Origin of the sequence: Streptomyces sp. NPDC047085, assembly GCF_040643735.1 — a bacterium.
Lineage (GTDB): Bacteria > Actinomycetota > Actinomycetes > Streptomycetales > Streptomycetaceae > Streptomyces.
This window is the reverse complement of the sequence record NZ_JBEYUW010000001.1, coordinates 984835-1001788: the sequence shown is the minus strand read 5'-3', so window position 1 is coordinate 1001788 and position 16954 is coordinate 984835. Positions and strand designations below refer to the sequence as shown.

Here is a 16954-nt window from a genome sequence, read left to right as displayed (position 1 = left end):
GGTCCATAACGGGCGGGTGAGAAACAGCTCACCCTTGCTGGGCCTCCACCATCTGCTTGAGCTTGTCCGGCGTCAGCGTCTGGTCCTGGTAGATGTTCTTGCCGCCGAACAGCACCGTGGGCGTCCCGCCGAAGTGACCGGCCTTGAAGGCCGCGTGGGACTTGTTCACCCAGCTGTTGTGGGTGCCGTCCTTGACGCACTTCCGGAACGCGGGGGTGTCGAGACCGTTCACCTTGCCGGCCAGTTCGATCAGCTTCGCGTCGTCGCCGAAGGCGTCGTCGGTCTCCGGGGGCTGGTTCTCGTACAGCACGTCGTGGAAGTCGCGGAACTTCCCGGCGTCCTGGGCGCAGGCCGCCGCGTTGGCCGCGCGCAGCGAGCCGGTGCCGCCGAGGTTGCCGTCGATCAGCCGGACCAGGTGGTAGTCGATTCTGAGCTTGCCGGCGTCGACCAGTTCGTGGAGCACGGGGCGGTACCGCGTCTCGAAGCTCTGGCAGGCCGGGCAGCGGAAGTCCTCCCAGACCGTGAGCGTGGACTTGGCACCGTCCTTGCCGACCGGGATCGCGAGGCTGTCCTTGCCCTGCGCGCCCGAGGGCGCCACGACCGGGCCCGCGCTCTTCTCGCCCTTCTCCTTGCCCGCGTTCGCGGCGATCACGCCGATCACCGCCGCGAGCCCGAGGACGCAGACGACACTGGCCCCCACGATCAGCGCGCGCCGCCGCTTCTCCGCGGCCTTCTGCTTCTCGCGCTCCACCGCCAGCCGCTCCCGGGCGGTGCGCTTTCCGTCACGGTTCTTCTCGCTCACACCCCCAGAACGAACCGGGGAGGCGCAGCGCGCCTCCCCGGCCGGAGGTCCACCCCTTCGAGTGACCGCATGCCCTACCAGGGGAAAGTGACGATCAGTTATGAAGAGTGACGGACAGTCGCAGGCGTGTCACGCCTGGCGGCGCACGCCCTTCGCCAGGTCACCGGCGAGCTCGCGCACCGCCTCGATCCCGGACGCGTGATCCGCGGCGTCCAGCATCCGCTTCACGAACGCCGAGCCGACGATGACGCCGTCCGCGAAGCCGGCGACCTCGGCGGCCTGGGCCGCGTTGGAGACGCCGAGGCCGACGCAGACGGGCAGGTCGGTGCCGGTGGCGCGGGTGCGCCCCACCAGGTCCTGGGCCTGCGCGCCGACGGACTCGCGGGTGCCGGTGACGCCCATCAGCGAGGCCGCGTAGACGAAACCACTGCCCGCCGCGGTGATCTGGGCGAGGCGCTCGTCCTTGCTGCTGGGGGCGACCACGAAGACCGTGCCAAGGCCGTGCTTCTCGGCGTGCTCCCGCCACAGGGCCGACTCCTGGACCGGCAGGTCGGGCAGGATGCAGCCCGCGCCGCCCGCGTCGGCCAGCTCGGCGGTGAAGCGCTCCACGCCGTAGCGGTCGATGGGGTTCCAGTACGTCATGACGAGGACCGGCTTGCCGGTGGCCTCGTGCGCCTCGCGGACGGTCCGCATGACGTCCGCGATCTTCACTCCGCCGCGCAGCGCGATGTCGTCGGCGGTCTGGATGACCGGGCCGTCGAGAACGGGGTCGCTGTGCGGCAGGCCGACCTCGACGACGTCGGCGCCGCCGTCGAAGGCGGCCTTGATCGCCTCGATGCCGCCGTCCACGGTCGGGAACCCGGCCGGGAGGTAGGCGATGAGCGCGGCCCGGCCCTCGGCCTTGGCGGCGGCGAGGGTGTCGGACAGCAGCTGGAGGTTCCCGCTCACTTGGCGTCCCCCTCGATCTCGGCGGTGTCGGCTTCGTTGGCGGCCACCTCGGCGTCGGTGTCGTAGAGGCCGAAGTAGCGGGCGGCGGTGTCCATGTCCTTGTCGCCGCGGCCGGAGAGGTTGACGACGATCAGGCCGTCCTTGCCCAGCTCCTTGCCGACCTCCAGGGCGCCGGCCAGGGCGTGGGCGCTCTCGATGGCCGGGATGATGCCCTCGGTGCGCGACAGCAGGCGCAGGGCCTGCATGGCGGCGTCGTCGGTGATCGCGCGGTACTCGCCGCGGCCGGAGTCCTTGAGGTAGGAGTGCTCGGGGCCGATGCCGGGGTAGTCGAGGCCGGCCGAGATCGAGTACGGCTCGGTGATCTGGCCCTCCTCGTCCTGCAGGACGTAGGAGCGGGAGCCGTGCAGGATGCCGGGCTCGCCCGCGGTCAGGGTGGCCGCGTGCTCGCCGGTCTCCACACCGTGCCCGGCCGGCTCGCAGCCGATCAGGCGGACCCCCGCGTCGGGGATGAAGGCGTGGAAGAGGCCGATGGCGTTGGAGCCGCCGCCGACGCAGGCGACGGCGGCGTCGGGGAGGCGTCCGGCGCGCTCGAGGAGCTGGCGGCGGGCCTCCACGCCGATGACGCGGTGGAAGTCGCGGACCATCGCCGGGAAGGGGTGGGGACCCGCGACCGTGCCGAACAGGTAGTGGGTGTGGTCGACGTTGGCGACCCAGTCGCGGAAGGCCTCGTTGATGGCGTCCTTCAGCGTGCGGCTGCCGGACTTCACCGCGACGACCTCGGCGCCGAGCATGCGCATGCGGGCCACGTTGAGGGCCTGGCGCTGGGTGTCGATCTCGCCCATGTAGATGGTGCAGTCGAGGCCGAACAGGGCGCAGGCGGTGGCGGTGGCGACGCCGTGCTGGCCGGCGCCGGTCTCCGCGATGACGCGGGTCTTGCCCATGCGCTTGGTGAGCAGGGCCTGCCCGAGCACGTTGTTGATCTTGTGGGATCCGGTGTGGTTGAGGTCCTCGCGCTTGAGGAACACCCGGGCGCCACCGGCGTGTTCGGCGAACCGCGGCACCTCGGTGAGGGCGCTGGGGCGGCCGGTGTAGTTCACGAGCAGGTCGTCGAGCTCGCGGGCGAACTCGGGGTCGTGCTTCGCCTTGTCGTACTCGACGGCGACCTCGTCCACGGCGGCGACCAGCGCCTCCGGGATGAACTTGCCGCCGAAGGCGCCGAAGTAACCCTCGGCGCTGGGGACTTGACCCTCGGGGTCGGGAATGAAGAACTGGCTGGGCATGCGGATACCTCGCAGGGGCTGAGCCCCGGGTTGCTGGACTTGGGGTACGTGCTGGGCGTGCGCGCGCTGTGCTCGGGCGTGCTGTCCCACCTGCCCGCCGCGCTGTCGGCACTGCGGCCGGACGGCGGCGGGGCCGGCGAAGATCTCACAGGACCGGCGGTAGCCCCATCGTGCACCAAAAGCCCACAAAGGCAACCGGAGTTCGAAGGGAGAGGCGGCTCAGCTCACCGCGGGTGACACGCGCGCACCCTCGTGCCATCGCATGCCGTTCACCTGGCCGGGCTCGTCACCGATCACATAGCGGACCCGCCGCCCGTGCACCCGCCGCGCGGGGGCACGGCAGCCACGGGGCCGGCAGCCGCGGGCGAGGCGGGCATAGGGGTCCCGCGTCGCCGTGGTGATCGGAAGAGTCATCGGGGCCAGCCTAGCGAAGGATCAGCCGCGGCCGTGCCGCAATGCGGGGTGCTCGCCCGCCGCGACCAGGTCGGCGACGGCCGTCTTGGGGTCGCGTCCGGTCACCAGGGACTCGCCGACCAGGACGGCGTCGGCGCCCGCGTTGGCGTAGGCGATCAGGTCGTGCGGCCCGCGCACGCCGGACTCGGCGACCTTCACGATGCCCTCGGGGATCTCCGGGGCGACCCGCTCGAAGGTGCCGCGGTCGACCTCCAGGGTCTTCAGGTTGCGCGCGTTGACGCCGATGACCTTGGCGCCGGCGTCCACCGCGCGCTCGGCCTCCTCCTCGTCGTGGACCTCGACGAGCGGGGTGAGGCCGATGGAGACGGCACGCTCGATCAGCGACTCCAGGGCCGGCTGGTCCAGGGCGGCCACGATCAGCAGCGCGAGGTCGGCGCCGTACGCGCGGGCCTCCCACAGCTGGTACGACGTGACGATGAAGTCCTTGCGCAGCACCGGGATGTCCACGCGGGCGCGGACGGCCTCCAGGTCGGCGAGCGAGCCGCCGAAGCGGCGCTGTTCGGTCAGGACGGAGATGACGGCGGCACCGCCCGCCTCGTAGTCGGCGGCGAGTCCCGCCGGGTCGGCGATGGCGGCCAGCGCGCCCTTGGACGGGCTGGAGCGCTTGACCTCGCAGATGACCTTGACCCCGTCGCCCTTGAGGGCGGCGACGCCGTCCTTGGCGGCGGGAGCCTTGGCCGCGCGCTCCTTGAGCTCGTCGAGGCTGACGCGTGCCTGCCGCTCCGCAAGGTCGGCCCGGACTCCGTCGATGATCTCGTCGAGCACACTCACGCGAGCGGCCCCCTTTCAGACGGTGGTTCCTGCGGTTGCCCGCCGGGTTCGAAAACCCATGGTCACTGCGATGGTATCCGGAGGAGGGGCAAGGGTTCGCATCCGGTGGGAGCCGGTCCCACTACCTGGACGTTCGCTGTTGGATCAAGGATGCAGCCAGCCACCGAACGGCAGGTTCCGGACAGCGCTGAAGACCAGCAGCAACGCGCCGACGGCCCACATCTGGACCTTCCCGAGCCCGATCCGCACCGGTCGGCCGCGCACCGCGCGGACCACCCAGAAGGTCCACACCACCGCGAAGACCAGGTAGGCGGCCACGCCCGCCGCGTTGTCCCGCAGGGCGCCGAGCAGGTCCCCGTGGATGAAGGCGTGGGCGCTGCGCAGTCCCCCGCAGCCGGGGCAGTACAGCCCGGTGAGCCGGTACAGCGGGCACACCGGGTAGTGGCCGGGCTCGTTCGGATCGACGGCACCGACGTACGCGAAGGCCCCGGCCACGGCCGCGAGGACGCCGGCCGGCACGGCGAGCCGCCGCCAGAGAGGGTCCCCCCGCTCGAGCGCAGCGGGGAGCGGGGGAGGCTCGGGCGGCCCCGCCACCGGTCCGGCGGGCGCGAACGTACGCGGGGTGGTCCCGCTGTCGGCAGTCACCCTCGCATTCTGCCCGCCGTCGCGGCCTCCCGCGCGAGGGACCCCGCCCCACAGGCCCCCGACCCCCGGGAACGCGCGAGGGGCGGCCCGGCACCCTCTTGGTGCGCGGGGCCGCCCCTCGGGACGTGCCTGATGTCAGCTCTCGGCGGCGACCGGCTCGCGGGTCGCGGCGGGGGCCACGTGCGCGACGGTGTGGTTGTTCTTCGGCTGGCCGAGGCCCATGGCGCGCATGACGGCGCCGACGACGCCGCCGAGGACCACGATCGCCATGCCGGCCCAGAAGCCGACCGGCTGGGCCATCACCATGAAGGCGCCCGCTACGCAGAAACCGATGAAGGCGATGGTGACGCCGGTCCAGGCGGCCGGGGTGTGACCGTGGCTGCTGCCCGCCATGACTTGCTCCTCGTTGCTGTGGACGTGTCCGTAGTACGCGTCGTACGTGTCGTACGTTTCCGAGCCCGCCCGTCACTCGCCGAGCCGGACGCTCGTGGTCCATTGTCCCGTACGCGAACGCGCGACGGACGCGGGGGTGACGTCTGGTTCGCCACATCCAGCGACACCCGGGCGACGGCCCGCGGGTGCGGTCGTGGGTCAGCCGCCGGTCGGGTCCTCGCCGCGGTCCAGGGCCTTCCAGATCTCCTCGGGGCGCTCGGGGTCGGCCGGGCGCGCCGTGCGCCGCGGGCGGTCGGCGCCGCGCTCGTAGCGGCCCGACATGGCGGGCCACAGGCGGCCGTAGCGCAGGGCGAGCAGCCCGGCGAGCAGGATCAGGACCCCGCCGACGGCGGCGACGTACGGCCAGCCGGTGTGGGTGAGCGCGGCGACCGTGGCGGAGGTGTCACCGGTGGCCTCGGCGGCCTTGTCGTCCAGCGCGGAGCTGTCCGAGGCGCCGGCGAGCGCGGCGGCGACGATGCCGGCGCCGGAGAGCGCGAGCAGCCCGGCGACGACCATGCGGCCGGCCCGGCGGACGGCGAACACGGCAACGAGCGCGGCGAGGCCCACTATGGCGAGGGCCGCGGGAACACCGGTGACGTCGCTGCCCCTGGCGGTCAGCGGGAAGGCGCCGCCGGCCACCGTCGCGGTGCCCTCGGACCAGCGCTGCCGGGTCGCGAGCAGCGCCACGGCCGCGCCGAGAGCACCGAAGAGCAGGGCCATGGCGAGGCTCCGCCGCCCGGACCGGGTGGGTGCGGCGGCGTCGGAACGGGGGTGAGGTACGGCAGTCACGTACTCCACTATCGCCCGAACCCCGGGTGAACCGTCACCCGGGGTTCCTATGAGAAGCGCCCCATCGACGTGAGAAAGGCCCTATCGACGCAGCCGGTTGGCCGTGTGCACGGCGCGCAGGACCGCCGCCGCCTTGTTGCGGCACTCCTGGTCCTCGGCGACCGGGTCGGAGTCGGCGACGATGCCCGCGCCGGCCTGGACGTAGGCGGTGCCGTCCCGCAGCAGGGCCGTACGGATGGCGATGGCGGTGTCGGAGTCGCCGGCGAAGTCGAGGTAGCCGACGCAGCCGCCGTACAGGCCGCGCCGGGACGGTTCGAGTTCGTCGATGATCTGCATCGCGCGGGGCTTGGGGGCGCCGGAGAGGGTGCCCGCCGGGAAGCACGCGGTGAGCACGTCGAAGGCGGTGCGGCCCGCGGAGACCTTGCCGGTGACCGTGGAGACGATGTGCATGACGTGCGAGTAGCGCTCGATCGACATGAAGTCGACGACCTCCACCGAGCCGGGCTCGCAGACCCGGCCCAGGTCGTTGCGGCCGAGGTCGACGAGCATGAGGTGCTCGGCGCGCTCCTTGGGGTCGGCGAGCAGCTCCTCGGCGAGGGCCTGGTCCTCCTGCGGGGTGGCGCCGCGGTGCCGGGTGCCGGCGATGGGGTGGACCATGGCGCGCCCGTCCTCGACCTTCACCAGCGCCTCGGGCGAGGAGCCGACGACGTCGAACCCCTCGAAGCGGAACAGGTACATGTACGGGGACGGGTTGGTGGCCCTGAGGACCCGGTAGACGTCCAGGGCGCTCGCGGTGCACGCGGTCTCGAAGCGCTGGGAGGGCACGACCTGGAAGGCCTCGCCCGCGCGGATGCGCTCCTTGATGTCCTCGACGGCCGCCTGGAAGTCGGGGCCGCCCCACAGCGCGGTGTACTCGGGCAGTTCGGAGGGCGGCAGGACGGCCGGGGGCTGGGCGACCGGCCGGGTCAGGTCGGCCTCCATGGCGTCCAGACGGGCCACGGCGTCGGCATAGGCCTCGTCCACGCCGGTGTCCAGGTCGTTGTGGTTGATCGCGTTGGCGATCAGCAGGACCGAGCCCTCCCAGTGGTCCATGACGGCGAGGTCGCTGGTGAGGAGCATGGTCAGCTCGGGCAGTCTGAGGTCGTCGCGCTCGCCGGGGCCGATCTTCTCCAGGCGGCGGACGATGTCGTAGCCGAGGTAGCCGACCATGCCGCCGGTGAAGGGCGGCATGCCCTCGTGGTGCGGGGTGTGCAGGGCCTGGATGGTGGCGCGCAGGGCGGCGAGCGGGTCGCCGTCCGTGGGTACGCCGACCGGTGGGGTGCCGAGCCAGTGCGCCTGTCCGTCGCGCTCCGTCAGTGTCCCGGCGGACCGGACACCGACGAAGGAGTAGCGGGACCAGGAGCGGCCGTTCTCGGCGGATTCCAGGAGGAAGGTGCCGGGGCGTTCGGCGGCGAGCTTGCGGTAGAGCGCGACCGGCGTGTCGCCGTCGGCGAGGAGCTTACGGGTGACCGGGATGACGCGCCGGTCGGTGGCGAGCTTGCGGAAGGTCTCGAGGTCCATGGCGGCAGACCTTACTGATCCTGGCCCGGCGTGCCGGAGACTTCGTCCTTCAGCAGGACGTCGGCATCGAAACACGTGCGGGCGCCAGTGTGGCAGGCGGCACCCACCTGGTCCACCCTGACCAGCACGGTGTCGGCGTCGCAGTCCAGGGCGACGGACTTGACCCACTGGTAGTGGCCCGAGGTGTCACCCTTGACCCAGTACTCCTGGCGGCTGCGGGACCAGTACGTGCAGCGGCCGGTGGTCAGGGTGCGGTGCAGGGCCTCGTCGTCCATCCAGCCGAGCATCAGTACCTCGCCGGTGTCGTACTGCTGGGCGATGGCGGGGACGAGCCCGTCGGCGCTGCGCTTGAGGCGTGCGGCGATCTCGGGATCGAGGCTGGTGGGGCGGGGGTTGCCGGACGTACTGGTCATGGGTGCCATTGTGCCGCTTGGCGGGGGCGGTGACGGTGGGTGTCCGGTGTGCGGACTTTCCGTATGGTCGTAGGCTGATCTCATGTCGACCTTCGCCAAGCGTGAACGGCTGCTGCTCGCCGACCTCTTGGAAACCGTCGGTCCGGACGCCCCGACGCTGTGCGAGGGCTGGGCGGCCCGGGACCTGGCCGCGCACATCGTGGTGCGCGAGCGGCGCCCGGACGCGGCCGGGGGCATCCTCGTCAAGCAGCTCGCCGCCCGCCTGGACCGGGTGATGGAGGAGTTCGCGGCGAAGCCGTACGAGGAGCTGCTCGCGCTGATCCGTACGGGTCCGCCGCGGTTCTCGCCGTTCGCGGTGAAGCAGGTGGACGAGGCGTCGAACACGGTCGAGTTCTACGTCCACACGGAGGACGTGCGGCGCGCCCAGCCGGACTGGAGCCCGCGCGAGCTGGACCCCGTGTTCCAGGACGCCCTGTGGTCGCGTCTGGAGCGGATGGCCCGCCTGCTGGGCCGGGGCGCGCCGACCGGTCTGGTGCTGCGCCGCCCGGACGGCCAGACGGCGGTGGCGCACCGGGGCACTCCGGTGGTCACGGTGACCGGTGAGCCGTCGGAGCTGCTGATGTTCGCGCACGGCCGCAAGGACGTGGCCCGGGTGGAGCTGGAGGGCGACGCGGACGCGATCACGAAACTGCACGAGTCCAGGCAGCTGGGCATCTAGTCCAGGCAGCTGGGCATCTGAGGGACACGGGAGCCGCCCCGCCATGATCAAGGTCGCGATGACGAGCGTCTACGTGGACGACGTGGCGAAGGCGCACGCCTTCTACACGGAGGTCCTGGGCTTCGAGACCCGGGTGAACATGGACCTCGGCGGCGGCACGCTGTTCGTCACGGTGGGCGCGCCGCACGGGGCCCAGCGGGATCTCCAGCTGCTGCTGGAGCCGGGCCAGGGCCCGATCGCCGAGCCGTACCGCACGGCGCTGTACGCGGCGGGGATCCCGAGCATCGTCTTCTCCGTGGAGGACCTGCCCGCGGAGTACGACCGGCTGCGCGGCCTCGGGGTCAGGTTCCCGCATCCGCCGCGGGAGCAGGGGCCGGTGCTGGCGGCGGTGTTCGACGACACGGTCGGCAATCTGGTGCAGCTGACCCAGCCGCTGGGGTGAGCGTGCGGTACGGGCGTCCCGGGTGACCCTCAGGCCGCGAGACGCCCGCCTCCACCTCGGACTACCGGACGGGGTGTCCCGCCTCCCGCAGGGTCTGCTTGACCTCGCCGATGCGCAGGTCACCGAAGTGGAACACGGAGGCGGCCAGGACCGCGTCCGCGCCCGCCTCGATGGCCGGCGGGAAGTCGGCCAGCTTGCCCGCGCCGCCGGAGGCGATCACCGGGACGGTCACGTGCTTGCGGACGGCCGCGATCATCTCCAGGTCGTAGCCGTCCTTGGTGCCGTCGGCGTCCATGGAGTTGAGCAGGATCTCCCCGGCGCCCAGCTCGGCGGCCCGGTGCGCCCACTCGACGGCGTCGATGCCGGTGCCCTTGCGGCCGCCGTGGGTGGTGACCTCGAAGGAGCCGGACTCGTTCCGGCGCGCGTCCACGGACAGCACCAGCACCTGCCGGCCGAAGCGCTCGGCGATCTCCCGGATCAGGTCGGGGCGGGCGATCGCGGCCGTGTTCACGCCCACCTTGTCGGCGCCCGCCCGCAGCAGCTTGTCCACGTCCTCGGCCGTGCGGACGCCGCCGCCGACCGTCAGCGGGATGAACACCTGCTCCGCGGTGCGGCGCACCACGTCGTACGTCGTCTCCCGGTTGCCCGAGGACGCGGTGATGTCCAGGAACGTCAGCTCGTCGGCGCCCTCGGCGTCGTACACCTTCGCCATCTCGACGGGGTCGCCCGCGTCGCGCAGGTTCTGGAAGTTGACGCCCTTGACGACCCGGCCGTTGTCCACGTCCAGGCAGGGGATGACTCGGACCGCCAGGGTCATGACTGCTCAGGCTCCTCTGAATGCTTCAAGCTCTACTTCGACCAGGATGCGCGGATCGACGAAGCCCTCGACCACGATCAGGGTCGAGCACGGGCGCACGGAGTCGAACAGCTCCTTGTGGGCCCGCCCCGCCTCGTCGACGTCGCGCACATGGCTCAGGTACATGCGGGTGCGGATCACGGACTCGAGGCCGAGTCCGAACTCCTTCAGTGCGTCGAGGGCGTTGCCGAAGGCGACCTTGGTCTGCTCGTACGGGTCGCCCTCGCCGTAGAGCACCGTTCCCTTGAAGGACGTGGTGCCCCCGACGGACACGCGGTCGCCCGCCGCGACGGCGCGCGCGAACCCGAAGCTCTCCTCCCAGGGACTTCCGCTCTGCACGCGCCGCACGGCATCGGTCATGACGACACAGCCTCCAAGGCCTCTTCCAGGGTGAACGCCTTCGCGTACAGGGCCTTCCCGACGATGGCCCCCTCGACACCGAGGGGTACCAGCTCGGCGATGGCGCGCAGGTCGTCCAGCGACGACACGCCGCCGGAGGCCACGACCGGGCGGTCCGTCGCGGCGCACACGTTGCGCAGCAGCTCCAGGTTGGGGCCCTGGAGGGTGCCGTCCTTGGCGATGTCGGTGACGACGTAGCGGGCGCAGCCCTCCTTGTCGAGGCGCTCCAGCGTCTCGTAGAGGTCGCCGCCGTCGCGGGTCCAGCCGCGGCCGCGCAGGGTGGTGCCGCGCACGTCCAGGCCGACCGCGATCTTGTCGCCGTGCTCGGCGATGACCTTGGCGACCCACTCCGGGGTCTCCAGGGCGGCGGTGCCGAGGTTCACCCGGGTGCAGCCGGTGGCGAGGGCGGCGGCGAGGGTGTCGTCGTCGCGGATGCCGCCGGACAGCTCCACCTTGATGTCCATCGCCCGGGTCACCTCGGCGATCAGCGCCCGGTTGTCACCGGTGCCGAAGGCCGCGTCCAGGTCGACCAGATGCAGCCATTCGGCGCCCGCGCTCTGCCAGGCGAGGGCGGCCTCCAGCGGGGAGCCGTAGGACGTCTCGGTGCCGGACTCGCCGTGCACGAGGCGGACGGCCTGGCCGTCGCGGACGTCGACGGCGGGGAGCAGTTCGAGCTTGGCCATGGTCTACAGGGTTCCGATCCAGTTGGTGAGGAGCTGGGCTCCGGCGTCGCCGGACTTCTCGGGGTGGAACTGGGTGGCCCACAGGGCGCCGTTCTCCACGGCGGCCACGAAGGGCTTGCCGTACGTCGACCAGGTCACCTTCGGCGGGTGCATGAGCGGGTTGAGCGTCTCGAAGGTCCAGTCCTGGACGGCGTACGAGTGTACGAAGTAGAACCGGGCCTCGGGGTCGAGACCGGCGAACAGCTCCGAGTCGGCCGGGGCGTCCACGGTGTTCCAGCCCATGTGCGGGACGATGTCGGCCTCCAGCGGTCCGACCGTGCCGGGCCACTCGTCCAGGCCCTCGGTCTCCAAGCCGTGCTCGATGCCGCGCGCGAACAGGATCTGCATGCCGACGCAGATGCCCATCACCGGGCGCCCGCCGGACAGCCGGCGGTCGACGACCCAGTCGCCGCGTGCGTCGCGCAGGCCCCGCATGCAGGCGGCGAACGCGCCGACGCCCGGCACCAGCAGGCCGTCGGCGTTCATCGCCTTGTCGAAGTCACGCGTGATCTCGACGTCGGCGCCCACGCGCGCGAGGGCCCGCTCGGCGGAGCGGACGTTGCCGAAGCCGTAGTCGAAGACGACGACCTTCTTGCCGCCGGTGCTCAATTCCACACCTCCAGCCGCAGGACGCCCGCGACCAGGCACAGGCCCGCGGAGATCGACAGCAGCACGATCAGGCTCGTGGGCATCTTCTGCTTGACGAAGGAGATGATCCCGCCGACCAGGAAGAGGCCGACGACGATCAGGATGGTCGACAGACCGGTCATGGTTACAGCGCGCCCTTCGTCGACGGGAGGATGCCGACGGCGCGCGGGTCGCGCTCGGAGGCGTAGCGCAGGGCCCGGGCGAGCGCCTTGAACTGGCACTCCACGATGTGGTGGGCGTTGCGTCCGTAGGGCACGTGCACGTGCAGCGCGATCTGCGCCTGGGCGACGAAGGACTCCAGGATGTGCCGGGTCATCGTGGTGTCGTACTCGCCGATCATCGGCGCCATGTTCTCGGGCTCGGTGTGCACGAGGTAGGGGCGGCCGGACAGGTCGACGGTGACCTGGGCGAGGGACTCGTCCAGCGGGACCGTGCAGTTGCCGAAGCGGTAGATCCCCACCTTGTCCCCGAGCGCCTGCTTGAAGGCGGCGCCGAGCGCGAGGGCGGTGTCCTCGATGGTGTGGTGGGAGTCGATGTGCAGGTCGCCGTCGGTCTTGACGGTCAGGTCGAACAGACCGTGCCGGCCGAGCTGGTCGAGCATGTGGTCGTAGAAGCCGACGCCCGTCGCGATGTCGGTCCTCCCGGTCCCGTCGAGGTCTATCTCGACGAGGACCGAGGTCTCCTTGGTGGTGCGTTCCACGCGTCCCACGCGGCTCATGCGTCCAGCTCCTTCTTCAAGTCACGTACCGCGTCGAGGAACGCGTCGTTCTCCTGCGGGGTTCCGGCGGAGACCCGCAGCCACCCCGGTACGCCGTTGTCCCGGACCAGGACGCCCCGGTCGAGGATCTGCCGCCAGGCGGTGTGCGCGTCCTCGAAACGTCCGAACTGCACGAAGTTGGCGTCGGACTCGATGACGTCGTAGCCGGTCGCGCGCAGTTCGGCGACCAGCCGGTCCCGCTCCGTCTTCAGCTGCTCGACGTACTTCAGCAGCGTGTCGGTGTGCTCCAGGGCGGCCAGGGCGGTCGCCTGGGTGATCGCCGAGAGGTGGTAGGGCAGCCGTACGAGCTGTACGGCGTCCACGACCGCGGGGTGCGCGGCGAGGTAGCCGAGGCGCAGGCCGGCGGCGCCGAAGGCCTTCGACATGGTCCGCGAGATCACCAGGTGCGGCCGGCCTTCGAGCAGCGGCAGCAGCGAGGCGCCGTGGCTGAACTCGATGTAGGCCTCGTCCACGACCACCATGGACGGCTTGGCCGCCTGGGCCGCGTCGTACAGCGCGAGGACCGTCTCGGGCGGAACCGCGTTGCCGGTGGGGTTGTTGGGGGTGGTGATGAAGACGACGTCGGGCTTGTGCTCGGCGATGGCCCGCTCGGCCACCGCGAGGTCGATGTCGAAGTCCTCGTTTCGGGGACCCGAGATCCAGCCCGTGCCCGTGCCGCGCGCGATGAGCGCGTGCATCGAGTACGACGGCTCGAAGCCGATGGCGGTGCGGCCCGGTCCGCCGAAGGTCTGCAGCAGTTGCTGGATGACCTCGTTGGAGCCGTTGGCGGCCCACACGTTCTCGACGCCGAGCGGGTACTTGCCGGTCTTCGTCAGGTACCTGGCCAGCTCGGTGCGCAGCTGGACCGCGTCCCGGTCGGGATAGCGGTTCAGGTTCCGGGCGGCCTCCCGCACCCGCTCGGCGATCCGCTCGACCAGCGGTTCGGGCAGCGGGTACGGGTTCTCGTTCGTGTTCAGCCGTACGGGGACGTCCAGCTGGGGCGCGCCGTAGGGGGACTTGCCGCGCAGCTCGTCCCGTACGGGGAGATCGTCGATTCCGAAGTTCACTTGCTCGTCGGTACCTTCCAGCCGAACCTCGCCTTGATCGCCGCGCCGTGCGCGGGCAGGTCCTCCGCCTCGGCCAGCGTCACCACGTGGTGGGCGACCTCGGCCAGCGCGTCCTTCGTGTAGTCGACGATGTGGATGCCACGCAGGAAGGACTGGACGGACAGACCGGAGGAGTGGCAGGCGCAGCCGCCGGTGGGCAGGACGTGGTTGGACCCGGCCGCGTAGTCGCCCAGCGAGACCGGCGCCCAGGGGCCGATGAAGATCGCGCCGGCGTTCCTGACCCGGTCGGCGACGGCGGCGGCGTCGGCGGTCTGGATCTCCAGGTGCTCGGCGCCGTACGCGTCGACGACCCGGAGGCCCTCCTCGATGCCGTCCACGAGGACGATCGCGGACTGCCGGCCGGCCAGGGCCGGGCGGATGCGGTCCTCGATGTGCTTGGTGGCCGCGACCTGCGGCTCCAGCTCCTTCTCCACCGCGTCGGCCAGCTCGACCGAGTCGGTGACGAGGACGGCCGCCGCGAGCGGGTCGTGCTCGGCCTGGCTGATCAGGTCCGAGGCCACGTGCACCGGGTCGGCGGTGTCGTCCGCGAGGACCGCGATCTCGGTGGGGCCGGCCTCGGCGTCGATGCCGATCTTGCCCGTGAAGTAGCGCTTGGCCGCGGCGACCCAGATGTTGCCGGGGCCGGTGACCATGTTGGCGGGCGGGCAGGACTCGGTGCCGTGGGCGAACATCGCGACGGCGGTGGCGCCGCCGGCCGCGTAGACCTCGTCCACGCCGAGCAGGGCGCACGCGGCGAGGATGGTCGGGTGCGGCAGCCCGCCGAACTCGGCCTGGGCCGGGGAGGCGAGCGCGATCGACTCGACACCGGCCTCCTGCGCGGGCACCACGTTCATGATCACGGAGGACGGGTAGACCGAGCGGCCACCGGGCGCGTACAGGCCGACGCGCTCGACCGGCACCCACTTCTCGGTCACGGAGCCGCCGGGCACGACCTGGGTGGTGTGCGTGCTGCGGCGCTGCTCACGGTGGACCAGCCGGGCCCGGCGGATGGACTCCTCCAGGGCCGCGCGCACGGCGGGGTCGAGGGCCTCCAGCGCGTCGGCGAGCGCCTGGGCCGGGACACGGACGGATTCCAGCCGTACTCCGTCGAACTTCTCGGCGAAGTCGATCAGCGCCGCGTCGCCCCGATGATGCACGGCCTCGCAGATCGGACGCACCTTCTCCAGGGCGGCCTGAACGTCGAAGTCGGCTCGGGGCAGCAGGTCGCGCAGGGCGGGGCCCTCGGGAAGGGCGTCGCCGCGCAGATCGATTCGGGAGATCACGGTCCCAATTCTCTCAGACCGCCGCCGGGAGCCGTCGGCGCGTATCAATGGCTGATACAGAACGTGGCCGAATTCGGAAGATCCCCTTCACCTCTCGTGTTCCACACGTCACTCAGCGGGCATGAACGGCTGTACGAAAGCGCCTGTCGTAGGGGCGGTTGAGGGTGGAGCGCCGATGGTGGAGCCGGTGGTGGAGCTGATGGCGGAGCCGAGGCCGGAGCGCCGACGGCGGAGGGAGAAGGAACAGCGGTGACCGAGGGGGCCGGCGTGGTCGCCGGGGACCTGCCGGACGACCTGACCGCGGCCGAGGCGGGCATGTGGCAGGCCTTCCGCAACGGCAGTGTGTACGACCTGAGCAGCGGGGACGCGGTCGTGGACGATCCGCACGGCGGCCATCCGTGGGGTCCCGAGCGGAGCGTGCGGGCGCGGATCCTCTGCTGGCTGCTGCTGGACGGCCCGCCGGCGCTCGCGGGCCGGGTGTCCGCGCTGAAGCTGACCGGCGTGCGGATCACCGGCACGCTGGACCTGGCGGGCGGCATGGTCACGCCGTACGTGGAGCTGCGCGGCTGCCGCTTCGACGAGGAGGTCCTGCTGCCGGAGGCCCGCTTCACGACCCTGCGCCTGGTGGACTGCGCGGTGCCGCGCCTGGAGGCGGCCCGGGTGCACACCGAGGGCGATCTGCACCTGCCGCGCTGCCGCTTCCAGAACGGGGTACGGCTGACCGACGCGCACATCGGCACGGATCTGCTGCTCAACCAGGCGGTCGTGTACCGGGACCGCAGCGGCCGCTCCATCGCGGCGGACGGCCTGACCGTCGGCCAGGACCTGCAGGCGGAGCTGCTGGAGTCGCACGGGGAGCTGAGCCTGCGCAGCGCCAAGGTGGGCGTGTCGCTGAGCCTGCGCGGTGCGCACCTGTCCAACCCCTACGCCCGGTTGGCCCTGAACGCCCCCCAGCTGACGGTGGGGCGCACCCTGTACCTGACCCCGGCCGGGGTGGGCAGCGCGCTGCTGAGCGGGACCACGCCCGCGCGCGGGACGCGGATCCAGCGGTTCGAGTGCCGGGGCGGGCTGCGGCTGGACGACGGACGGTTCGGGGACGCCGTCGACCTGGAGCGGGCCCGGTTCACCTTCACCGACGACCAGGAGCTGGCGCTGCGCCGCGTCCAGACGCCGGAGCTGCGCTTCCTCGGGGACCGGCCGCCGCGCGGCAAGGTGGTGCTGTCCGGCGCCCGGATCGTCAACCTCGTGGACCACGCGGGCAGCTGGCCGGAGCCGGGCAATCTGCACATGGGCGGCTTCACGTACGAGAACCTCGTCCCGCAGGGCCCGTTCCCGCTGACGCGGCGGCTGGACTGGGTGGCGGCGGCCACCGCCGAGTACAACCCGGAGCCGTACGAGCGGCTGGCCGCGGTGCTGCGCGCGGCCGGCGAGGACGAGGACGCCCGCGAGGTGCTGCTCGCCAAGCAGCGCCGGCGCCGCGAGACACTGCCGCTGGCCGCCAAGTTGTGGGGGTACGCCCAGGACTGGACGGTCGCCTACGGCTACCGGCCGGGCCGGGCCGCGGTGTGGATGGCGGTGCTGTGGGCGGCGGGCACGCTGGCGTTCGCGCACGCCGCCCACCCGCCGATGAACTCCGGCGGCCATCCGACCTGGAGCCCCGCCCTGTTCACGCTGGACCTGCTGCTCCCGGTGATCGACCTCGGCCAGGTCGGCCAGTGGCAGCTGCGCGGCGGCTGGCAGTGGCTGGCGGCGGCGATGATCCTGCTGGGCTGGATCCTGGCGACGGCTGTCGCGGCGGGGGCGACGCGGCTGCTGCGACGGGGGTGACCCTGGCGGGGGAACGTAGCTGGAGTGGCATGAGTGACAGTGGTTGAACTATCAAGATTTACGCTTCTTTGACCCCACGGCA

The 16954-nt window shown here is 71.9% G+C and carries 21 protein-coding genes; 3 read left to right on the top strand and 18 right to left on the bottom strand.

What is annotated here, in order from left to right; genetic code table 11:
• Nucleotides 1–28 precede the first annotated feature (28 nt).
• The 10 genes from ABZ865_RS04325 to hisI form a co-directional block, all read right to left on the bottom strand.
• Complete coding sequence (locus ABZ865_RS04325) at nt 29–802, bottom strand: thioredoxin domain-containing protein (protein WP_361223528.1); 774 nt, start codon at nt 800–802, stop codon at nt 29–31.
• A gap of 129 nt (nt 803–931) precedes the next feature.
• The gene (gene trpA, locus ABZ865_RS04320) at nt 932–1750 is read right to left on the bottom strand and encodes a tryptophan synthase subunit alpha (protein WP_361223525.1); all 819 of its coding nucleotides are present in this window, start codon (nt 1748–1750) and stop codon (nt 932–934) included.
• Nucleotides 1747–3030, bottom strand: coding sequence for a tryptophan synthase subunit beta (gene trpB / locus ABZ865_RS04315; RefSeq protein ID WP_361223522.1), 1284 nt, complete (start codon nt 3028–3030; stop codon nt 1747–1749). Before trpB ends, trpA begins: the two co-directional genes overlap by 4 nt.
• 219 nt (nt 3031–3249) lie before the next feature.
• Entirely contained in the window at nt 3250–3444 is a 195-nt protein-coding gene (locus ABZ865_RS04310) for a hypothetical protein (RefSeq protein WP_361223519.1), read from the bottom strand.
• Nucleotides 3445–3465: 21 nt separating this feature from the next.
• Nucleotides 3466–4275, bottom strand: coding sequence for an indole-3-glycerol phosphate synthase TrpC (gene trpC, locus ABZ865_RS04305; RefSeq protein WP_361223516.1), 810 nt, complete (start codon nt 4273–4275; stop codon nt 3466–3468).
• A gap of 144 nt (nt 4276–4419) precedes the next feature.
• Entirely contained in the window at nt 4420–4920 is a 501-nt protein-coding gene (locus ABZ865_RS04300) for a DUF2752 domain-containing protein (protein WP_361223513.1), read from the bottom strand.
• A gap of 135 nt (nt 4921–5055) precedes the next feature.
• A complete protein-coding gene (locus ABZ865_RS04295) occupies nt 5056–5313 on the bottom strand; it encodes an HGxxPAAW family protein (protein ID WP_361223510.1) in 258 nt (85 codons plus the stop codon).
• A 198-nt stretch (nt 5314–5511) separates the two neighbouring features.
• Nucleotides 5512–6150, bottom strand: coding sequence for a TIGR02234 family membrane protein (locus tag ABZ865_RS04290; protein WP_361223508.1), 639 nt, complete (start codon nt 6148–6150; stop codon nt 5512–5514).
• A 72-nt stretch (nt 6151–6222) separates the two neighbouring features.
• Nucleotides 6223–7701, bottom strand: a complete 1479-nt coding sequence (locus tag ABZ865_RS04285; RefSeq protein WP_361223506.1) for an anthranilate synthase component I — start codon at nt 7699–7701, stop codon at nt 6223–6225.
• A gap of 11 nt (nt 7702–7712) precedes the next feature.
• On the bottom strand, nt 7713–8114 hold the full coding sequence (gene hisI, locus ABZ865_RS04280) for a phosphoribosyl-AMP cyclohydrolase (RefSeq protein ID WP_361223503.1): 402 nt from the start codon (nt 8112–8114) through the stop codon (nt 7713–7715).
• An 82-nt stretch (nt 8115–8196) separates the two neighbouring features.
• Between hisI and ABZ865_RS04275 the strand changes: the two genes are divergently transcribed.
• Together ABZ865_RS04275 and ABZ865_RS04270 are read left to right on the top strand one after the other, a co-directional pair.
• The gene (locus tag ABZ865_RS04275) at nt 8197–8832 is read left to right on the top strand and encodes a TIGR03085 family metal-binding protein (protein ID WP_361223500.1); all 636 of its coding nucleotides are present in this window, start codon (nt 8197–8199) and stop codon (nt 8830–8832) included.
• A 43-nt stretch (nt 8833–8875) separates the two neighbouring features.
• Nucleotides 8876–9274, top strand: coding sequence for a VOC family protein (locus tag ABZ865_RS04270; RefSeq protein ID WP_361223497.1), 399 nt, complete (start codon nt 8876–8878; stop codon nt 9272–9274).
• A gap of 61 nt (nt 9275–9335) precedes the next feature.
• Here the strand turns inward: ABZ865_RS04270 and hisF are convergent, their stop codons facing one another.
• Genes hisF through hisD form a run of 8 tightly spaced genes read right to left on the bottom strand, consistent with a single transcriptional unit; the run spans nt 9336 to nt 15045 of the window.
• Nucleotides 9336–10091 (bottom strand): imidazole glycerol phosphate synthase subunit HisF, encoded by a 756-nt coding sequence (gene hisF / locus ABZ865_RS04265; protein WP_361223494.1) that lies wholly within the window; start codon nt 10089–10091, stop codon nt 9336–9338.
• Nucleotides 10092–10097: 6 nt separating this feature from the next.
• The gene (locus ABZ865_RS04260) at nt 10098–10490 is read right to left on the bottom strand and encodes a RidA family protein (protein ID WP_361223490.1); all 393 of its coding nucleotides are present in this window, start codon (nt 10488–10490) and stop codon (nt 10098–10100) included.
• Nucleotides 10487–11212: a bifunctional 1-(5-phosphoribosyl)-5-((5-phosphoribosylamino)methylideneamino)imidazole-4-carboxamide isomerase/phosphoribosylanthranilate isomerase PriA gene (gene priA, locus ABZ865_RS04255; RefSeq protein ID WP_361223487.1), complete on the bottom strand. Its 726-nt coding sequence runs from the start codon at nt 11210–11212 to the stop codon at nt 10487–10489. The genes ABZ865_RS04260 and priA overlap by 4 nt, the downstream gene beginning before the upstream one ends.
• Nucleotides 11213–11215: 3 nt before the next feature.
• Entirely contained in the window at nt 11216–11860 is a 645-nt protein-coding gene (hisH, locus tag ABZ865_RS04250; RefSeq protein WP_361224377.1) for an imidazole glycerol phosphate synthase subunit HisH, read from the bottom strand.
• Nucleotides 11857–12021, bottom strand: a complete 165-nt coding sequence (locus ABZ865_RS04245) for a hypothetical protein (protein ID WP_361223484.1) — start codon at nt 12019–12021, stop codon at nt 11857–11859. The genes hisH and ABZ865_RS04245 overlap by 4 nt, the downstream gene beginning before the upstream one ends.
• A gap of 2 nt (nt 12022–12023) precedes the next feature.
• The gene (gene hisB / locus ABZ865_RS04240) at nt 12024–12617 is read right to left on the bottom strand and encodes an imidazoleglycerol-phosphate dehydratase HisB (protein ID WP_093478416.1); all 594 of its coding nucleotides are present in this window, start codon (nt 12615–12617) and stop codon (nt 12024–12026) included.
• Entirely contained in the window at nt 12614–13723 is a 1110-nt protein-coding gene (locus ABZ865_RS04235) for a histidinol-phosphate transaminase (RefSeq protein ID WP_361223481.1), read from the bottom strand. The genes hisB and ABZ865_RS04235 overlap by 4 nt, the downstream gene beginning before the upstream one ends.
• On the bottom strand, nt 13720–15045 hold the full coding sequence (gene hisD / locus ABZ865_RS04230) for a histidinol dehydrogenase (protein ID WP_361223478.1): 1326 nt from the start codon (nt 15043–15045) through the stop codon (nt 13720–13722). The genes ABZ865_RS04235 and hisD overlap by 4 nt, the downstream gene beginning before the upstream one ends.
• 249 nt (nt 15046–15294) lie before the next feature.
• Between hisD and ABZ865_RS04225 the strand changes: the two genes are divergently transcribed.
• Entirely contained in the window at nt 15295–16872 is a 1578-nt protein-coding gene (locus ABZ865_RS04225) for an oxidoreductase (RefSeq protein ID WP_361223475.1), read from the top strand.
• Nucleotides 16873–16954: the final 82 nt, after the last annotated feature.

Excerpts from the sequence above, each read along its gene's own strand:
- trpB (WP_361223522.1), bottom strand. The coding sequence starts at position 3,030 with ATGCCCAGCCAGTTCTTCATTCCCGACCCCGAGGGTCAAGTCCCCAGC.
- ABZ865_RS04310 (WP_361223519.1), bottom strand. The coding sequence starts at position 3,444 with ATGACTCTTCCGATCACCACGGCGACGCGGGACCCCTATGCCCGCCTC.
- ABZ865_RS04295 (WP_361223510.1), bottom strand. The coding sequence starts at position 5,313 with ATGGCGGGCAGCAGCCACGGTCACACCCCGGCCGCCTGGACCGGCGTC.
- ABZ865_RS04285 (WP_361223506.1), bottom strand. The coding sequence starts at position 7,701 with ATGGACCTCGAGACCTTCCGCAAGCTCGCCACCGACCGGCGCGTCATC.
- hisI (WP_361223503.1), bottom strand. The coding sequence starts at position 8,114 with ATGACCAGTACGTCCGGCAACCCCCGCCCCACCAGCCTCGATCCCGAG.
- ABZ865_RS04275 (WP_361223500.1), top strand. The coding sequence starts at position 8,197 with ATGTCGACCTTCGCCAAGCGTGAACGGCTGCTGCTCGCCGACCTCTTG.
- ABZ865_RS04270 (WP_361223497.1), top strand. The coding sequence starts at position 8,876 with ATGATCAAGGTCGCGATGACGAGCGTCTACGTGGACGACGTGGCGAAG.
- hisF (WP_361223494.1), bottom strand. The coding sequence starts at position 10,091 with ATGACCCTGGCGGTCCGAGTCATCCCCTGCCTGGACGTGGACAACGGC.
- ABZ865_RS04260 (WP_361223490.1), bottom strand. The coding sequence starts at position 10,490 with ATGACCGATGCCGTGCGGCGCGTGCAGAGCGGAAGTCCCTGGGAGGAG.
- priA (WP_361223487.1), bottom strand. The coding sequence starts at position 11,212 with ATGGCCAAGCTCGAACTGCTCCCCGCCGTCGACGTCCGCGACGGCCAG.
- ABZ865_RS04245 (WP_361223484.1), bottom strand. The coding sequence starts at position 12,021 with ATGACCGGTCTGTCGACCATCCTGATCGTCGTCGGCCTCTTCCTGGTC.
- hisB (WP_093478416.1), bottom strand. The coding sequence starts at position 12,617 with ATGAGCCGCGTGGGACGCGTGGAACGCACCACCAAGGAGACCTCGGTC.